This is a genomic window from Promicromonospora sp. NFX87 (assembly GCF_048564965.1).
Taxonomy (GTDB): Bacteria; Actinomycetota; Actinomycetes; order Actinomycetales; family Cellulomonadaceae; genus Promicromonospora.
The window spans coordinates 2,672,134-2,688,907 of record NZ_CP183413.1 but is presented as its reverse complement, the minus strand read 5'-3'; the positions used below and the strand labels follow the sequence as shown (position 1 = coordinate 2,688,907).

The 16,774-nt window shown below is 71.8% G+C and carries 16 protein-coding genes and 1 pseudogene; 5 read left to right on the top strand and 12 right to left on the bottom strand.

The window, feature by feature from the left end; genetic code table 11:
• Positions 1–12: 12 nt before the first annotated feature.
• On the bottom strand, positions 13–699 hold the full coding sequence (locus ACNYC2_RS12060) for a PAS and ANTAR domain-containing protein (RefSeq protein WP_419707254.1): 687 nt from the start codon (positions 697–699) through the stop codon (positions 13–15).
• A gap of 129 nt (positions 700–828) precedes the next feature.
• The gene (locus ACNYC2_RS12055; protein ID WP_419707253.1) at positions 829–1,188 is read right to left on the bottom strand and encodes a winged helix-turn-helix transcriptional regulator; all 360 of its coding nucleotides are present in this window, start codon (positions 1,186–1,188) and stop codon (positions 829–831) included.
• A 64-nt stretch (positions 1,189–1,252) separates the two neighbouring features.
• Here ACNYC2_RS12055 and ACNYC2_RS12050 point away from each other — a divergent pair, with 64 nt between their 5' ends.
• Positions 1,253–1,903 carry an NADPH-dependent F420 reductase gene (locus tag ACNYC2_RS12050; RefSeq protein WP_419707252.1) on the top strand — a complete coding sequence of 217 codons (651 nt, stop codon included), beginning with the start codon at positions 1,253–1,255 and terminating at the stop codon, positions 1,901–1,903.
• A 56-nt stretch (positions 1,904–1,959) separates the two neighbouring features.
• Here ACNYC2_RS12050 and ACNYC2_RS12045 read toward each other — a convergent pair whose 3' ends face one another.
• Positions 1,960–2,421: a hypothetical protein gene (locus tag ACNYC2_RS12045; RefSeq protein WP_419707251.1), complete on the bottom strand. Its 462-nt coding sequence runs from the start codon at positions 2,419–2,421 to the stop codon at positions 1,960–1,962.
• A gap of 86 nt (positions 2,422–2,507) precedes the next feature.
• Positions 2,508–3,737 carry a hypothetical protein gene (locus ACNYC2_RS12040; RefSeq protein ID WP_419707250.1) on the bottom strand — a complete coding sequence of 410 codons (1,230 nt, stop codon included), beginning with the start codon at positions 3,735–3,737 and terminating at the stop codon, positions 2,508–2,510.
• Positions 3,738–3,758: 21 nt separating this feature from the next.
• Between ACNYC2_RS12040 and ACNYC2_RS12035 the strand changes: the two genes are divergently transcribed.
• A complete protein-coding gene (locus tag ACNYC2_RS12035) occupies positions 3,759–3,998 on the top strand; it encodes a hypothetical protein (RefSeq protein ID WP_419707249.1) in 240 nt (79 codons plus the stop codon).
• On the opposite strand, the gene ACNYC2_RS12030 is transcribed toward ACNYC2_RS12035, so the two are convergent.
• The 5 genes and pseudogenes from ACNYC2_RS12030 to ACNYC2_RS12010 all read right to left on the bottom strand — a co-directional run bounded on the left by ACNYC2_RS12030 (position 3,993) and on the right by ACNYC2_RS12010 (position 10,021).
• Entirely contained in the window at positions 3,993–4,514 is a 522-nt protein-coding gene (locus ACNYC2_RS12030; RefSeq protein ID WP_419707248.1) for a flavodoxin family protein, read from the bottom strand. The genes ACNYC2_RS12035 and ACNYC2_RS12030 overlap by 6 nt on opposite strands.
• Positions 4,515–5,240: 726 nt before the next feature.
• On the bottom strand, positions 5,241–6,056 hold the full coding sequence (gene pflA, locus ACNYC2_RS12025; protein ID WP_419707247.1) for a pyruvate formate-lyase-activating protein: 816 nt from the start codon (positions 6,054–6,056) through the stop codon (positions 5,241–5,243).
• Positions 6,056–7,869 (bottom strand): annotated as a pseudogene (locus ACNYC2_RS12020) (pyruvate formate lyase family protein). The gene pflA and the pseudogene ACNYC2_RS12020 overlap by 1 nt, the downstream one beginning before the upstream one ends.
• Before the next feature lie 26 nt (positions 7,870–7,895).
• Positions 7,896–8,906: an alcohol dehydrogenase AdhP gene (gene adhP, locus ACNYC2_RS12015; RefSeq protein ID WP_419707246.1), complete on the bottom strand. Its 1,011-nt coding sequence runs from the start codon at positions 8,904–8,906 to the stop codon at positions 7,896–7,898.
• A 212-nt stretch (positions 8,907–9,118) separates the two neighbouring features.
• A complete protein-coding gene (locus ACNYC2_RS12010) occupies positions 9,119–10,021 on the bottom strand; it encodes an Acg family FMN-binding oxidoreductase (RefSeq protein ID WP_419707245.1) in 903 nt (300 codons plus the stop codon).
• A 323-nt stretch (positions 10,022–10,344) separates the two neighbouring features.
• Here ACNYC2_RS12010 and ACNYC2_RS12005 point away from each other — a divergent pair, with 323 nt between their 5' ends.
• Both ACNYC2_RS12005 and ACNYC2_RS12000 read left to right on the top strand, forming a co-directional pair.
• Positions 10,345–10,977 (top strand): hypothetical protein, encoded by a 633-nt coding sequence (locus ACNYC2_RS12005; protein ID WP_419707244.1) that lies wholly within the window; start codon positions 10,345–10,347, stop codon positions 10,975–10,977.
• Between the two features lie 104 nt (positions 10,978–11,081).
• The gene (locus tag ACNYC2_RS12000) at positions 11,082–11,963 is read left to right on the top strand and encodes a universal stress protein (protein WP_419707243.1); all 882 of its coding nucleotides are present in this window, start codon (positions 11,082–11,084) and stop codon (positions 11,961–11,963) included.
• A gap of 59 nt (positions 11,964–12,022) precedes the next feature.
• Here ACNYC2_RS12000 and ACNYC2_RS11995 read toward each other — a convergent pair whose 3' ends face one another.
• From ACNYC2_RS11995 to ACNYC2_RS11985, 3 genes are all read right to left on the bottom strand, one after another.
• Positions 12,023–12,958, bottom strand: coding sequence for a universal stress protein (locus ACNYC2_RS11995; protein ID WP_419707242.1), 936 nt, complete (start codon positions 12,956–12,958; stop codon positions 12,023–12,025).
• A gap of 78 nt (positions 12,959–13,036) precedes the next feature.
• Entirely contained in the window at positions 13,037–14,947 is a 1,911-nt protein-coding gene (locus tag ACNYC2_RS11990; protein ID WP_419707821.1) for a heavy metal translocating P-type ATPase, read from the bottom strand.
• 73 nt (positions 14,948–15,020) lie between these two features.
• Positions 15,021–15,548, bottom strand: coding sequence for a flavodoxin family protein (locus tag ACNYC2_RS11985; protein ID WP_419707241.1), 528 nt, complete (start codon positions 15,546–15,548; stop codon positions 15,021–15,023).
• A gap of 204 nt (positions 15,549–15,752) precedes the next feature.
• On the opposite strand from ACNYC2_RS11985, the gene ACNYC2_RS11980 reads away from it, so the two are divergent.
• Complete coding sequence (locus tag ACNYC2_RS11980) at positions 15,753–16,712, top strand: Acg family FMN-binding oxidoreductase (protein WP_419707240.1); 960 nt, start codon at positions 15,753–15,755, stop codon at positions 16,710–16,712.
• Positions 16,713–16,774: the final 62 nt, after the last annotated feature.

Here is a 16,774-nt window from a genome sequence, read left to right as displayed (position 1 = left end):
GCCCGCCGTGCGTCAGAGGTCGTCCGACAGGACCGGGGCAGCCAGGAAACTGTCGATGATCTCGCTCGTCGGGAACTCCGTGACATCCGGCCCGGAGAACAGCTGCACCAGCGAGTAGGCGATGTCCCTCAGCGGGACGTTCGACTGGTTGGACGCCTCGCGCAGCCGGCTCATCGCCTCGTCCTCCTCGATGCCGTGGACGACCATGAGCACGCCTTTGGCCTGCTCGATCACCGCACGGCGCTCCGAGGACGCCTGGATCGAGGCCGACGCCTCGCGAGCCGCCGCCTCGCGCTGCGCCTTGGTCACGTCGATGAAGTACCCGAACAGCTCCGTCATCTGACCGGTGGCCGGGTCACGCCGGCCTTGACCGGTGACCGCCAGCGTGCGGGTCTTTCCTGCGGCGTCCACGATGCGGTGCACCGAGCTGAACGGCTGCCCCGTCTCCGCAGCGCGCTGGAGCATGCCGTCCACCCGGCCGCGGTCGTCCGGGTGCTTGTGCGACAGCATCAACGGCGTCGTCGGCACCACCTCGCCCGGCTGGAAACCGTGCATCACGTACACCTCGTCCGACCAGGCCCACTCCCCTGTCGCCAGGTCGAGCCGGTACCGACCGACAGGCGGCCGGACGCCACTGACGAGTACTTCCTCGATGTCGCTCGCGGACGGCGTCTGGCTGGTCCCTGGCCTGGGGTCCACGGGGTCCTCCTCTGGTACCGGCTGTCAGGGCTCTTTGCCCTGCTAGGGGAACGGAAACTGCGGTGGGAAGAATATCGCGATGAAGATACTTCATCGTCTAGCAATTTCACCCGGTACGGCCGAGTTGGTTCACTCGCAGGTCGCGCCGTCGAGGAGGCCCTCACCGTGCTCCTCGGCCCACGATGCCAGGGCTCGCAGAGGACCGTCGTGGAAGGTCTGACCGAGGGCGGTCAGCTCGTAGACGACGACGGGCGGCGTCCGGTCGCGGCGGCGCGCGATCAGGTTGGACGCCATGAGGCGCGCGAGCGATTCGGTGAGGGGCTTGTCCCTGATCTGCCCGATGACCGCACGCAGCTCGACGCGGCGGTGCGGCCCGGCCCCGAGCGCCGCGAGGACGACACCGTCCCACCGATGGCCCAGGACGTCCGTGGCTGCCCGGACGCGACAGTCCGCGACTCGCGCGTCCCCTTCGTCCGACCGATCCACCATGAGGCTCATTCTGACCGTTCGGCGCGCACCGTTCGGTGCACGCCGCGGTTCCTACCGTCGAGTCATGACCGACACGAATCACACCCCGTCCCCGGCTCGCAGGATCGCCGTTCTCGGGACCGGCAATGTCGCACTCGCCCTCGGTGCCCGGTGGGCCGCGCGGGGTCACACGATCGCCGTCGGCGGGAGGTCGCTCGTGAGTGCCCGGTCGCTCGCAGGAGAACTTGGGCACGACGCGGTCGCTTCGACGTTGCCCGAGGCAGTCGCCGGCGCGGACGTCGTGCTTCTCGCCGTCCCGTGGGCTGCGGTGGACGACGTGCTCTCGGCCGTCGACGCCGGAGCCGGCAGGCTGTCGGCCAAGACGGTGATCGATCCGACCAATCCCGTCGAGCACGGCCAGGGCCGGCACCTCCTCGACACCGGTTCGGCTGCCGAGCACATCGCGTCCCGCGCTCCTGGCGCGCACGTGGTGAAGGCCTTCAACGTCCACCCGGCGGCACACTGGGTACACGCGAGCCCCGAGGACGTGGTGACGATGGCCGGTGGCGACGCGACCGCACTGGACGTGGTGCATGGCCTCGTGCGCGACGTCGGCGCGACCCCGCACACGCTCGGCGACCTCGGCCGTGCACGGCAGATCGAGGAGCTGGCAGCTACGGTCATCGCCTTGGCCTTCGGCGGGGTCAGGCCACGGTCCGCGGTGCCGGAGGCGTAGGGCACCTGAGCGGGGCCGGGACGGCTACGCGCCGCACCCGGCCCCTGGTCCCTCGCTCAGACCTGACCGGCCGCCAGCTCCCGCTGCGGATACACCGCGACGTCCACCAGGGCCCGGGCGCCGAGCGGCTCGTCCAGCTCGACGGTGAAGGGTGTCGGCGGGTTGGACTGGCAGGTCTGAGCGCCCGGCAGGGCCTCGACGCCGACCACGACCTCCACCCGGTCCTCGTGCTCGACCAGGTGCGCCACCGCGACCCGGCCGTCGGCCGGCTTGCCGCCCGCGCAGGCGACCTCGGTGACGAGCAGGTGCACCCGCGAGGAATCGGGGTCCGGAGGGTTGTCGGGGTCGAGCGCAACTGTCGCCTCGCCGAGGTCCCCGAGGTCGTACCGCAACGCGCTCGCTCCCCCGGATGCGTCGCCGACGGGTGCCCCGCCGGCAGCATCCGCCTGGGCACAACCACCGGCCAGCATCACCAGGGCGACCGCCCCGCCCTGCACCAGCCTGCTCCGTCGCATCATGTCGGCTCCTCCGGTCAGAGCCGCGTCGTCAGCGGCGCTCTCCCGGAATGTGTGCGGTGCGGGCCTGGCCTTGCAGGCTCCCGGCGTCAGCCCTGCTGATCCGCCACCCAGGCCGCGATCTCGGACCCGGCCGCGCCCCCGTTCATGCTGATGACGTTCCCGTCCGGGTCGTACGTGACCGACGCGTCGTGGTAGGCCCCCGAACCCCAGATGCTGATCTGGTACGGGAGGTCGTCCTCGTTGAACGTGCGCGACGGCACGCTGACCGTGACGGACGGTGCTCCGTCGAGCTCGAAGCCGCCCTGCTCCGGCAGGCGGTCGGCGAGGCCCTGGAGCCCGGCCCAGTCGACGTCGGCGGCGTCGAAGGTCTGCAGCGGCAGCTCGTCGCCGCTCGGCTGGATGAGCGACGGCTCCCGGGACGTGACCGCGCCGTCCCGCCAGTCGATGTCGTCCGTCGTGTCGGCGTCCGGCGCGGTCGGTACGGTGCCGGACGCCGTCGTCGAGCCGAGGTGGACCTCTGTGAACCGGCTGTGTCCCGCCTCGGCGACGAAGTCGTCGATCGCCTCCTGGGCGCGCGCCGGGTCCAGGGTGCTCTCCGCCCGCTCGAGGCGGAGCGTCCGGGCGTCGGCCACCTCGGACGGCGAGGCGCCGGCGAGGATCTCGGCGAGCTCCGAGCGCACCGGGTAGAGCCGGGCGGCGAAGCCGACGACGAGCAGCAGCACGAGCACCGCGGCCGGGATCCGCAGGATCCCGCGCGCGTCGCGGGTCGCGCTCGGCTCCTGGGCCCACTCGGGTGCGAGGTCCGTCCGGCCCACGTGGGTGTCACCCGCGACCTTGTCGCGCCAGCGCTGCGGCGGCGACTGGACGAGCGTGACGGCGGGCTGGTCGGCCTTCTCCTGCAGCACCACCACCACGTTGCCCGGCTGGAACTGCGGCAGGCGCACCTGGTCGATCAGCGCCCGCGTCCGCGTCGAGTACGGCGAACGGGACGACGTCGCCACGACGAGCTGCAGCTCGGCCACCGGGTTGTCGTTGATCCGGGTCCCGGTCGAGGAGATGTCCACGACCCTGGCCAGGTGCAGCCGCCCCTCCCGCTCGGCGGTGGCGATCGCGTCGTCCGACGGCGCGGGCCGCAGCACGCTCCCGGCAGCGGTCGAGAGGCTCATCGCGACGGTCGAGAGGATGACCGTCAGGACGCCGATCGCCAGCGCCGTGGGCAGCCACCAACCCGGCGCACCGCCGTCCAGCCCGAGGGCGGCGAGCAGGAGCCAGCCGAGGAGGAAGCCGACCGACAGGGAGCGCAGGATCCGGATCACCTGGGAAGTATTCCGGTTCCGGTGCGTTCTGGGAATCACCCGGGGAGCGTCGTCCGGCTCCTGCCAAGGATTCCCGCCTACGGGCTGGTCCTGTCCGGGATCGCCCTGTTCTCGGATGCGGTCGGCGCAGGGTCCCTGCTCTCGGGACTGCTGGCCGGTGCACTGATGCAGTGGCTCGGCACGACGGCGACGCTGGGCGTCTGCGGCGTTCTCAGCCTGCTGGCAGGAGTGGTCCTCTGGATCGGACGACGACCCTCATGACCGACTGGCCTGACGCGCGGCGACCACGGTGCCCAGGATCACGCCCCATGCACGCGCCCGGTCGAGCTCACCGTCGATCAGGGGCCCTTTGACACCGGTGACGCGGAAGCCCTCGGGGACCGCCACGAGGGGGTAGTCCAGGCGGCCCAGCCGGCGGCTCGCCGCGCGCGCGGCGGAACCCGTGACGCGCGACGTCACGCGGGTGTCGAACGCGGCGGCCTGCGTAGCGCTCGTCCGGACCGGAAGGCCCTTGAGCCACTCACGGATGCCGCGCTCGAGCGAGATGATCGCGAGCACCTGACGCGCGGCATCGATCCGCGTCGCCGGACGCGACATCCCGAAGGCATGAGTCGGCCCGCCGACCACCAGCAGGGCGACGCCCTCGGGCACTGCGTCGGGTGCCGCGCCCGCCTCCACGACGTCGACCGCCATGGATTCCTGGATCCCTCCTGCGACGGCCTGGGCGACAGCTTCCGTGTTACCGAACATCGACTCGTAGACCACTAGTGCACGCATGGCTGCTTCCTGCCCGGGTTCGGTTGCCTGGAGGTACGAGGGAGTCTGCGCGTGGCAGGGACGAACGATCAGCGCCATCCGTGGCGACGGCGACGTGCCGGTGACCAGTGCGTCGAATCCCCCGGCATCGGTTCTTTCCGCGGTTCAGGGCCTTTTCAATGACGGGCTCCCTAAACTTCGGCAGCCTGGCTGTGAGGTGGTCTTGACGCGACGCCGGGATGCGGTCCACACCCCAGTGTTGAAGTCGCGTTCGCAACATATCACCCGCAAACTCACCCCCCTTTCAGAATGGCGGCCGAATTGGCGGCAATGTCGCATTGCTCCCACGGCTGGCCAAGGCTGTCCCGGGGGCCTCATTTCGGATGGCGAACACCGCGGTGCATACGTTCCCACAGTTGGGACGAGGTTTACGAGACAGTCCGTGCGACAAATCGGGCAGACTTTCCGGGCGGAGCGCCGCCCCTTGCGGCCCGAGATGCGGCGCAACGCGCAGCCGGCCAAAACCGCCCAAAAGCGCAAGACACTATTCTAGATAAATCCAATTCCGGACGCACAATCGTTCGTCCTGTACGTCGTGTCCAATGTATCCACAAAGCGCGATCGAGACTCCGGGATTCGGAGCATCGGAAGGGGTTTTCATGAGAAAACATAAAGTCCGGCACGCGGAGGCGCGCTCACCCTCGTGCTCGCGACACAGCAAGCCTGGGCGGGTGCACGGCACGACGATCAGTACGTCACGAGGCCGTGCGCCCGGAACTGGTCCCGCACGCGCTCGGTCAGCTCTGCCGACGGCGGCTGGGTCGACTCGAGCTCGTAGGTGCGCCCGAGCGCTGCCCACTTGTAGCGGCCCATCTGGTGGAAGGGCAGCACCTCGACCCGCGTGACGGCGCCCGGCCGGATCTCGTCGAGCTCGGCCACGTAGGCGGCGACCCGCTCGACGTTCTCGACGTCGTCGGTCAGCCCGGGGACCAGGACGAACCTGACCCAGACCTCGGGAGCGTGGCCGCCGTCCAGCCCGGCCCGGGCGAGGCGCCGCCCGAACTCGAGAGTCGGTGCCAGCGCGCCTCCCGTGACCCGGCGGTAGGTGTCGGGGTCACCGGACTTCACGTCGAGCAGCACCAGGTCGGTGTCGGCGAGCATCGAGTCGGTGAGGTTCGCACCGAGAAGACCGGAGGTGTCCAGCGCGGTGTGCACGCCCAGCTCCTTGGCGCCGCGCAGCAGGCGCGCCGCGAACCTGGGCTGCAACAGCACCTCGCCGCCGGACAGGGTCAGACCGCCCCCGGTAGCCTCGAACACCGGTAGGCAACGACGCACGCGCGCGAGGATCTGCTCGACCGTGACGGGCTCGCCGTCCTTCATCTCGAGCATGTCCGGGTTGTGGCAGTAGAGGCAGCGCAGCGGACAGCCCGCCACGAACACGGTGAGCCGGGTCCCCGGGCCGTCCACCGCGGTGACCAGCTCCCAGGAGTGCACCGAGCCCAGCTCACCGGACCGCGTCGCGGCCAGCCGCTGCGAGCGCAGGGGCGGGGCCTGGAGGGGCATCACAGCGACCCGTGGAAGGTCCTGCTGAGCACGTCGAGCTGCTGCTCGCGGGTCAGCCGGACGAAGTTCACGGCGTATCCGGAGACCCGGATCGTCAGCTGCGGGTAGTTCTCGGGGTGCTCCATGGCGTCCTCGAGGGTCTCCCGGTTCAGCACGTTGACGTTCAGGTGGTAGCCGTCCAGGCCCACCGAGGCGTCCAGCAGGCCTGCCAGGTTGGTGACCTGCTCCTCCCGCGTCCGTCCCAGACCGGCCGGTACGACCGTGCTGGTCAGGGAGATACCGTCCCGCGCCTCGTCGTACGGCAGCTTGGCCACCGACAGCGCCGAGGCGAGCATGCCGTGCGTGTCGCGACCGTTCATCGGGTTGGCGCCCGGTGAGAACGGCTCGCCCGCGCGTCGCCCGTCGGGTGTGTTGCCTGTGGCCTTGCCGTAGACGACGTTCGACGTGATCGTCAGGACCGACTGGGTGGGCAGCGCGTCCCGGTACGTGTTCTGGCGGCGGATCTTGTCCACTGCATCTGCTTGCCGACCGCCATCGGGGACACGCAGCAGGCGATGGCCGCGTCGTCTCCCCAGGCGGTCCGGATCTGCCGGTCGGACTCGTACTGCAGCGCGCTGGTGTCGATGGAGACGCGGGCGCAGAAGTCCTTGAACCCGCGGGGCAGGTCCTGGCTCCAGAGGACGGTGAGGTTGGGCTCGGGGGCCGGGCCCAGGTCGTACAGGGTCTGCAGGTAGCGGAACGACGTCCTCGTGACCAGGGTGCGTCCGTCGTCACCCATGCCACCCACGGTCTCGGTGACCCAGGTGGGGTCGCCCGAGAACAGGGTGTCGTACTCGGGCGTGCGCAGGAAGCGCACGATGCGCAGCTTGATGACGAGGTCGTCGACGAGCTCCTGGGCCTGCTCCTCGGTGATGCGGCCTGCCGCCAGGTCTCGCTGGAAGTACACGTCCAGGAACGTCGAGGTGCGGCCCAGCGACATCGCGGCCCCGTTCTGCTCCTTGACCGCGCCGAGGTACGCGAAGTAGAGCCACTGCACGGCCTCCCGGGCCGTCCTGGCCGGTCCGGAGATGTCGTAGCCGTAGGAGGCGGCCATCTCCTTGAGCTCGCCCAGCGCGCGGAGCTGCTCCGCGTGCTCCTCGCGCTCACGGACGACCTTCTCGCTGAACGGCTGCGTGTCGAGGCTGAGCTTGTCCCGCCTCTTGGCGTCGATCAGGGCGTCGACGCCGTACAGAGCCACCCGGCGGTAGTCGCCGATGATGCGGCCCCGGCCGTAGGCGTCCGGCAGGCCGGTGATGACGTGGCTCCTGCGGGCGGCGCGGACATCGGGCGAGTAGGCGTCGAAGACGCCCTCGTTGTGGGTCTTGCGGTACTTGGTGAACGTCTCCTTGACGGACTCGTCCACGTCGTAGCCGTAGGTGGCCAGCGAGGTCTCGACCAACCGCCAGCCGCCGTTCGGCATGATCGCGCGCCGGAGCGGCGCGTCGGTCTGCAAGCCCACGATCAGCTCGGCGGAGCGGTCGATGTAGCCCGGCGCGTGCGCGGTGATGGTCGCCGGGGTGTGCGGGTCGACGTCGTACACGCCCTTGGCACGCTCCTCCGGAAAGAGAGTGCTCACGGTGTCCCACACGTGCGTGGTGCGGGCGGTCGGTCCGGCGAGGAAGGCGGCATCACCCTCGTACGGCGTGTAGTTGCGCTGGATGAAGTCGCGCACGTCCACCTGGTCCTGCCAGGGTCCGCCGGCGAACCCCGCCCATGCGGAGCTCGGTTCGGTAGCCGGCAGGGGGACGGCCGGTGCGTCATGGACGGTGGTCATGGTTCGCTCCTGCGTGGTGGTCGGGCTCAGAAGCCGAAGACGATGCGGGCGGGCACCCGGCCGGCCAGCACGTCCGCGAAGGACTCGTTGACCTCCTCGAGCTTGCGCTCCACGGCCACGACCTCGGTACGTCCGGCCGCGTGCAGCGCGAACACGTCGCCGAGGTCGTTCCGGGTCCCGACGATCGAGCCGATCACCGAGATGCCCTTGAGCACCGTGTCGAAGATCGGCAGCTCGATCCGGCCCCCGGCGGGCAGCGCCACGCAGACCAGCCGGCCACCCCGGCGCAGCGAGTGGAAGGCCTGGTCGAACGAGGCCGACGACGCGGCCAGCGCCACCGCGACGTCCGCGCCGCCGAGCCGCTGGATGGCCTCGACCGGGTCCTCCCGGGCGGCGTTGACCACGTGGTCCGCGCCGAGTCGGGTGGCCAGCTCCAGCTTGTGGTCCTCGACGTCGACCGCGATCACGAACGCGCCGGCGATCCGCGCGTACTGGAGCGCGAGGTGGCCCAGCCCGCCGATGCCGAACACGACCACCGTCTCCGCGGGCGACACCCGGGCGACCTTGATCGCCTTGTAGGTGGTCACGCCCGCGCAGCTCAGCGGCGCGGCGTCCGCGGAGGACACACCCTCGGGGACGGGCACGGCGAAGCCTGCCCGGACCACCGCGTACTCGGCGAACGCGCCGTTGACGGAGTAGCCGGAGTTCTGCTGCTGCTCGCACAGGGTCTCCCAGCCGGCGACGCAGTAGCGGCACTCGCCGCACGCGCTGCCGAGCCAGGCGATCGCCACGCGCTCGCCGACGGAGCGGCTCGTCACACCGGAGCCGAGCTTCTCGATGCGGCCGACGCCCTCGTGCCCCGGGACGAACGGCGGGGTCGGCTTGACCGGCCAGTCGCCGCGGGCGGCGTGGATGTCGGTGTGGCACAGCCCGCTCGCCTCGATCCGCACCAGGACCTCGTCCGGGCCGGGCTCCGGGACGGGGATCTCCTGGATCTCCAGCGGGGCGGTGAAGTCGGTGACGACTGCGGCTCTCATGACAGCTCCGTTCGGGCGGTGATGCTGGACTGGCGGCCGCCTGGTGGCGGCAGTTCCAACATCTCTCCGCGCGGCGCGCACACGGCAGGGACGAAGGTCCCGCGTGCCGCCGAGAAGGTCCTGAGGGCGACGTGAGGTCGCCGGCGCTCGCACGAGCGGTGAGGACCGCGGGGCTGACGGCCGCCTGGCTCTCTGGCTACCCGGATCGCCGGCTACTGCGCGTGACGGGACGTGGCGTCTCGGAGTGCACTGGCCCGGCGGGGTGCGTTCGCGGGCCTCGGGTTGTTCCCGAGCCGCATGAGCATCTGCGGGAAGCCGCCGAGGGACAAGGCCTTGCGCAGGTCGTGACGCGTCGTGGGGTTCTCCAGGACGGTGGTCGCGAACGACGCGTGGACGAAGTGGGTGGTGGCAGCCAGCAAGGCGTGCTCGAGCGCCTGGCCGGCCGCGATCCACTCCCTGGGGGTGTCGCCGGTGGTGCTCAGGACCGCCAGCGTCGAGTCCCGCTCGAACCGTTCGCGGCCCACGCTGGCGGGGAACCGACGCACGGGCGCGTCAGGGTTGCTCGGCGCACGCCCCAGGAGGTGTACGGGTACGCCGTCGTCACGCCCCGGCCAGCTGGTCGTCCACGCCGCCTCCTCGTCGCGGCCGGCCATGTCCTCGGCCGCTATCGCCTCCGCCCTCCGCATGAGGCCGATCACCTCGGGACGCGAGGGGTCCGCGGGCTGGATCGTGCGCAGGCTCGCCCCTTCGGCGTTGGCGGCCCGCTGGATGACGACCAGGACGTCCCCGGGGAGGGGCCGGTCGTCAAAGGGCGTGCGGGAGGTCGCCCGGTGCTCGATCGCCAGGGCCAGCTCGAGCTCGTCCGAGCTCGGGTCGCCACCCGGCTCGAGCAAGAGCTCGGCGACGAGCAGCTCGTCCTCCGGATCGGGCAGCACCGTCACGACCGCGGTCAGCGACTCACGACGGGCCGCAGCTCTGGCGTTGAACAGGAAGGCCCCGCAGCTGATGAACATCTCACGGCCCTGCGGGTCGTTGTGCCGCAGCCGTCGCGACGGGTCGGCACGAAGGGTCAGGCCGGAACCCGTGACCGCCACCTGCCAGGGCTGGGTGTTCAAGACACTCGGGGCATCTCCGGCCGCTCTCAGGATCCTCTCGATCCGTGCGTCGACGACATCCATTTCTCGTCTCCTCGGTCCTCGCTCACTCGGGCGCCGGCCCGACCCGCCGGGGCCGGAATCGCCGTCCCGGCAGGGACCGGCTCGTGCTACTGCCCAGGACATCACCCGCTACCCCGCGCCGGGCAGGGTAGGTGGTCCTCGCCCCGCCTGACCTTCGTCCCGAACGGGACAGACCAAGGCCCCCCACCGGCCGGACGATCGCCTCTGCCGCCAGGGACCTGCCGGCTGGTGTCCTGGCGGCGAGCAGAAGGAGGGCGGTCATGAGGCATGATCGACGCCGGTGGATCCTGGCGGTCTCCGTGGGCGAGGGCGTCGGCTTCGCGCTCGCGACGTCCCTGGCGGTCCTCGCCCTCGTCGCCGGGATCGACGGTCCGGGCAGGTTGGCGCTCGCGATGGTCGGTGGCGCCCTGGAGGGTGCGGCCCTCGCGTCGGGGCAGTACCTCGGCATGCGCGCGGGTCGCCCTGTCGCATGGCGGTGGATCGGCGCCACGGCGCTCGCGGCGGCGCTCGCCTGGGCGCTCGGGATGATGCCGAGCACCCTTGGCGTGGACCTCGGCGAACCGGTCGCGCTGATCGCGCTCGGGGTCGGCGGGATCGTGCTGCTCGGGAGCATCCCCGTCGCGCAGTGGCTGGTGCTCGCGCGACCGGGCACGTTCCGGTGGGTGCCGGTGAATGCCGGAGCATGGCTTGTCGCGATCCTCTGGACCTTCGCACCGTCTCCGTTCATCGACGAGCAGAGCCCGGTCGTCGTGGTCGCCGCCCTCTACGTGGTGGCCGGGGTGCTGATGGCCGTCACCTTCGCGTCACTCACCGCAGGCGTCGCAGGTTCACTCTTCGTTCCCGACACGACGCACCGGGTCGGCCGGAGAGCCGGCCCAGACCCTGCCGGCTGACCTGCGCCCGATCGGGGGACGTTGGTCCCGCTCGTGCGGGCCGCTCGTCTCTGCCGCCGGAACCGGTCAGTTGGTGTCCTGGTAGTGAGCAGAGGAGGACGATCATGAACAACACCTGGTACCGGAGCGTCGTCGTAGGAGTCGACGGTTCGGACGAGAGCCTGGCGGCGCTGAGCTGGGCGACCGTCACAGCCGACCTGCACGGGGCCCGCCTCGTCGTGGTCGCGGCGCACCCCGCGGAGGCCGACGCCGACCCGGCTGCGGCGGGTCTCGCCGAGGAGGCGCGCGAGCGGGCGCACCGCGCGGCCCGCGCCGCCCGGGAGCGGCTCCACGGATGGCGCCCCGGGGGCAGGGACATCGAGATACGTGTGCTGCCGGGCAGCGCGGCCCGCGTCCTGGCCGCACAGTCGACCACCGACGACCTGGTCGTGGTGGGGCGCCGCGGGCTCCGCGCCTTCGACCGCGCGCTGCTCGGGTCGGTGTCCTCGGCGCTCGCGGCCGGCGCACCCGGGACGATCGCGGTGGTACCTGCCGGCGCGGCGACCGGCGAACCCCGGAAGATCCGGGTCGGGGTGGGTCCCACCGACGAGCCGGACGTCCTGGGCACCGCGTTCGCGGAGGCGGACGCACGCGGGCGTCCGCTCGAGGTGCTGCACGTGACGGGGACCGACCCGATCTCGTCGGCCCTGCTCGACATGGACCCCGTGGCCGCGTCATGGCACGAGGCCGCCGCGGTCGACCTCGCTGACCGGCTGGCGCGGTGGTCGGACAAGTACCCGACGGTCACCTACACCGTGGTGATCCGCCGCGGGGACCCGGTCACCGCCCTCGTCCACGGCCTGGTGCGGAACGACCTCCTGGTCGTCGGCGGACGCCGGCACTCGGCGGTCGCCGGGCGCCTGCTGCGCAGCGTGCCCGACTCCGTGGTCCGTGGCGCGCCGTGCCCGGTCCTCGTCGTGCACGCACACCGTCATCCGGTCGGCTGACCGGACCCGGTCCGAGCGGAAGGATAGGGTCGACGCCGGCGGTGCCGGCGTCGACCCCGTCAGCTCTTCAGGATCTCTCCCTCGCTCTCCAGCACGAGCGGTGCCGTGGCCGGTTCACGCCTCAGCGGGACCACCTCGACCGGTGTGTCCGAGACACCGAGCACGGCGCGCGGCGTCCGTCCCAGGCGCACTGGGTGCCGTAGGCCGCGGTGCGGCCGGGCGAGCATCAGGAGGTCCGCGTCGGCCGAGGCGGCGACGAGGGCGTCGGCCGGGCGGCCCTCGACCGCCGTCGTCTCCACCGTGACGTCCGGAAAGGCGTCCCGCCACTCGTGGGCAGCACTCTCCAGCATCCGTCTGCCGGAGCTGAGGGACTCGTCCGCGTAGGCGTCCGCGACGCCGATCTCGGCCGCGAGCTCGGGGATCTCTATGACATGCAGGAGGCGCAGGATGGCGTGCCGCGCGGACGCCATCGAGAAAGCGCGGCCCAGGAGCTCCCCGTCAGGCACCGCCGACTTGATCGCGACGACGATCCGCCCGTGCTCGCTCTCTCGCCAGCCCGCCGGGACGACCACCACGGGAGCTGCCGAACGGGCGACCACTCCAGCGGTCGTCGTTCCCGCGAGCAGCCTGTCCGCTCCCCGGCGGGTCTCCCTGCCGAGCACCATGAGCTCACCTGTGGCCGCCGCGGCGGCGAGCTCCGCCACCCGCGAGCCTCGGCCGAGCACCGACTCGAACCCGACGTCGGTCGCACCGGAGCGTGCTTCTGCCACCGCCCGCTCCAGGATGCGCTCTCCTGAGCTCCGCGGGTCTTCGACGTCGCGCCCCGCCGCGGGCCAGAGACCGCCCTCCGGAAGCGGGGTCGACGGGACGTGGACCAGCCGGACGGTGCGCTTCCGGGTGCGGGCCTCGTGCACCGCGTACCGGACGGCGCCGGCGCTGCGTTCACTGCCGTCGACGGCGACGACGATCGGGGCGGGTTGCCAGGTTGTGCTCATGACGATCTCCTCCTGTGCGCGCTGCGCTCTTCGAGTCGTGCTGCTCCTGAACTGCTCGTGCTCAGCCTGTCGGCGCTGTCACGTCCTGTGCAGGGTCGACGGTCTCCGGCTCACGGGACCTTCGCCCCGTGCGGCAGGGCCGAGCCCGCTGGGCGGTCCGCCCAGCGCACGGAGGGCGTACAGGATCGTCGCCAGGTCGACGAGCTCCTGCACCAGGGCACCGGCCACGGCGGGGATCGCCCCGGTCATGGCCACGAGCATGAGACCGGTGCTCAGCCCGATGCCGATCCAGATCGCGGTGAGCGCGACCCGCAACGTGTGCCGGCCGATCGAGACGGCGTCGACGACCTTGGCAAGTGAGTCGACGAGGAGCACCACACCGGCGGCGTCCCCTGCCGCGGTCGCGCCCTTCGCGCCCATGGCAACACCGACGTCCGACGCCGCCAGCACCGGGGCGTCGTTCACGCCGTCGCCGACCATCATCACCGGCCGCGGGCGCAGCTCCGCGGCGAGCCGCACCTTCTCGGGAGGGAGGAGCTCCGCGTGGACGTCGTCGATGCCGACCTGCCGGGCGATCGACTCCGCCGTCGGCCGGGTGTCCCCGGTCAGCATCGTGATGTGTTCGATGCCGTTCGCCCGCAACCAGGAGACGACCGCCGGTGACTCGGGTCGCGGGTCGTCCGCGACGACGACAGCGCCCGCGAAGCGTCCGTCGACGGCGACGTAGGCCGCCGCCTCTCCGGGGCCGAGGGCTACCCCGATCGTGTCCGGCGCGATCGACGCGACGTAGGCCGGCTTGCCGACGACGACGGTCCGGCCCGCGACGACGGCTGTCACGCCGTTCGTCGCGACCTCGGACGCGTCGGTGGCGGCCAGCAGGCCGAGGCCACGCTCGGTCGCGGCACGGCGGATGCTCTCGGCGAACACGTGCGACGAGTACTGCTCGGCCGAGGCCGCGAGCCGCAGCAGCTCGCGGGCGGTGAACCCGTCGGCGGGCCGGACGGCGACGAGGTCAGGGCGGCCCTTGGTCAGGGTTCCGGTCTTGTCGAAGGCGGCGGACCGCAGGCGTGCGAGCTGCTCGATGACCGTGCCGCTCTTCACGATCACCCCGCTCCTGGCCGCACGCGAGAGGCCACCGAGAAAGGCGACCGGTGCCGCGACGAGGAGCGGGCACGGGGTCGCCAGCACGAGCACCTCGGCGAAGCGGGTCGGGTCCCCGGAGATCGTCCACGCCGCGCCCGCCAGGACGAGCGCGACCGCCGTGAACGGGACCGCGAAACGGTCGGCGAGCCGGACGACCGGCGCGCGCGAGTCCTCGGCGGCCCGCACGAGCGCGACGATCTGCTGGTACTGGCTGTCCACACTGCGGCGTACGGCCCGGATCCGCACCGCCCGCGTCCCGTTCACGGCACCCGACAGCGCCTCCTCGCCGGCACCGCGGGTGACCGGCAGGCTCTCCCCGGTGAGCGAGGACTCGTCGAACGTCCCGCCGCCACCGAGCAGGACGCCGTCGACCGGTACGATCTCGCCCGGCCGCACGAGCAGCACGTCCCCGACGGCGACGTCGTCGACGGCTACATCTTCCAGCTCTTCGGCCCGGGATGCGCCCGGGGGCCGCAGCACGTGCGCGACCCGGGGCGAGCGATCGAGCAGGGCCGTCAGGTCCCGCTTGGCACGGCGCCCGGCGAAGTCCTCGAGCGCCTTGCCACCCGAGAGCATGAGCACGATGATCAGCGCTGCGACGTACTCCCTGACGGCCAGGGTCGCGACCATCGCCACGACCGCGAGGACGTCGAGCCCGACGTGCCCGCGGAGCACGTCACGCACCATCCCGACGAGCGTCCACACGATGAACGCGCCGACGTACGCGGTCGCGACCCACCGCGCGACGCCGCCGTCACCTGCCGCGCGGAGCAGGAGCACCGCCACCAGCGCCACGATCGCGACCGTGATCCCTGGATACTCCCGCAGGCCGCGGAACACCCGCATGGTCACGTGTACTGCGCGCCACGGCGCGGCCATGTCGTCGCCCTTCGCCGGCGAGGTCAGGAGCTCGGCGAGGTCAGGAGCTCGGTCTGCTGGGCCGGCGTGCCGCGACCTCGGTGCCCAGGGCCCTACCCCAGTCACGTGCGCGATCGACCTCGCCGTCGACGAGAGGACCGTCGACGTCCGTGACCCGGAAGCTGGTGAAGGCCGCAGTGAGGTGGTAGCCCAGCCGGGCCAGCCGGTGGCTCGCCGCACGCGCGGCGGAACCGGTGACCCGCGAGGTCACCCGGGTGTCGAACGTCGTCGCCGCCGTGTCTGCCGGCGCGGCCGGAAGGCTGCCGAGCCACTCGCGGATGCCACGGCCGCGGGAGACGAGGGTGATGGCACGCTGGGCGGCGTCGCGCCGGGTCGTGGGCCACGACATGCTGAAGGCGTGGGTCGGCCCACCGACGACCAGCAGTGTGACGTCGGCCGGCACCGTGTCAGGGGCAGCACCCACCTCGACGACATCGGCGCGCATCGACGCCCCGATCCCCTGCCCGATCGCCCGCGCGATCTCTTCCGTGTTGCCGAACATGGACTCATAGACCACGAGTGCACGCATCGCTGTTACCTCCTGTGCCTGTGCAGTCCACCTTCCTCGCCCGGCACCAGGGCGCATCAGGGCCGTCCGGCCCCGGGCGGCGGGACGTTCGGCCCTGCCTCGCGTGAACCGCCCGACGAAGACTGGGGTTGCCGGCCGCGACCGCGGTCGAGCGGCCCCACGAGATCTGTCCGGCCCGGACGGTCAGCTGGAGGGAGAGGCATCATGGACGTCGTCGACTCGCGGGTCGAGCGGATCTTGAGGGCAGCGGCGAGCGCCCCGAGCGTCTACAACACCCAGCCGTGGCAGGTGGACGTCACGGGCAGCACCGTGACCCTGCGCGCGGACGCCGCGCGTCAGCTGCGGCACTCCGACCCGCACGGCAGGGAGATGCTGATCAGCTGCGGGGCGTTCCTGTTCAACGCGAGGACGGCCGCTCGGCGGGACTCGCTGACCGCCGTCGTCAAGGTCCTGCCGGACCCGGACGACGAGCTCCTGGTGGCCGAGATCGCGTTCGAGCCAGGCCCTGTTCCCGACATGGACGAGCTCGAGCTGTCGGTGGCGATCGAGCGGCGCACGACGTCGCGGGTCCCGTTCGACGACCAGCCGCTGTTCACGGACGTGCTGATGTCCATCCTGCAGGCAGCTCAGGGCGAGGGAGCGGAGCTGCGGCTGGTCCAGCCCTCGGAGCCCGTACGCGAGGACGTGCTCGGGCTGGTCCGCAGGGCGGAGGCGCTCGCCGCCGAGGACCCCGCGGCCCGTGCGGAGGAAGCGGCGTGGACCACCACCGACCCCGGTCGTGACGACGGCGTCCCGCAGGACCTGCTCGGTCCTGCCGCCGACGACGAACGGGCTCCCGTGCGACAGTTCCACGCCAGCACCGGCAAGGCGCAGTTCGAGGAGCGGTCAACGCTGGCGGTTCTCTCGACCGCCGGAGACTCCGCCCGGGACTGGGTGGCGGCAGGCCAGGCGTTGCAGCATGTGCTGCTGGCCGCCACCACCTACTTCGTCCACGCGTCGTTCGCGACCACCGTCCTGGAGAACCCGACGACTCGCCATGACCTCCGTCAGGCCCTGTCGCTCGACGGGGCGCCGCAGATGCTCATGCGGCTGGGGTACAGCTCGGCGCAGAAGCGCACGCCTCGCAGGGCCGTTCCAGGGGCGGCCGCCCACGATCGCGGGTAGCTACGTCGGCGGCGCGTCGTGGCGGGCAGTCGTGGCGGGCACCGGACGGCCGCGCCACGACG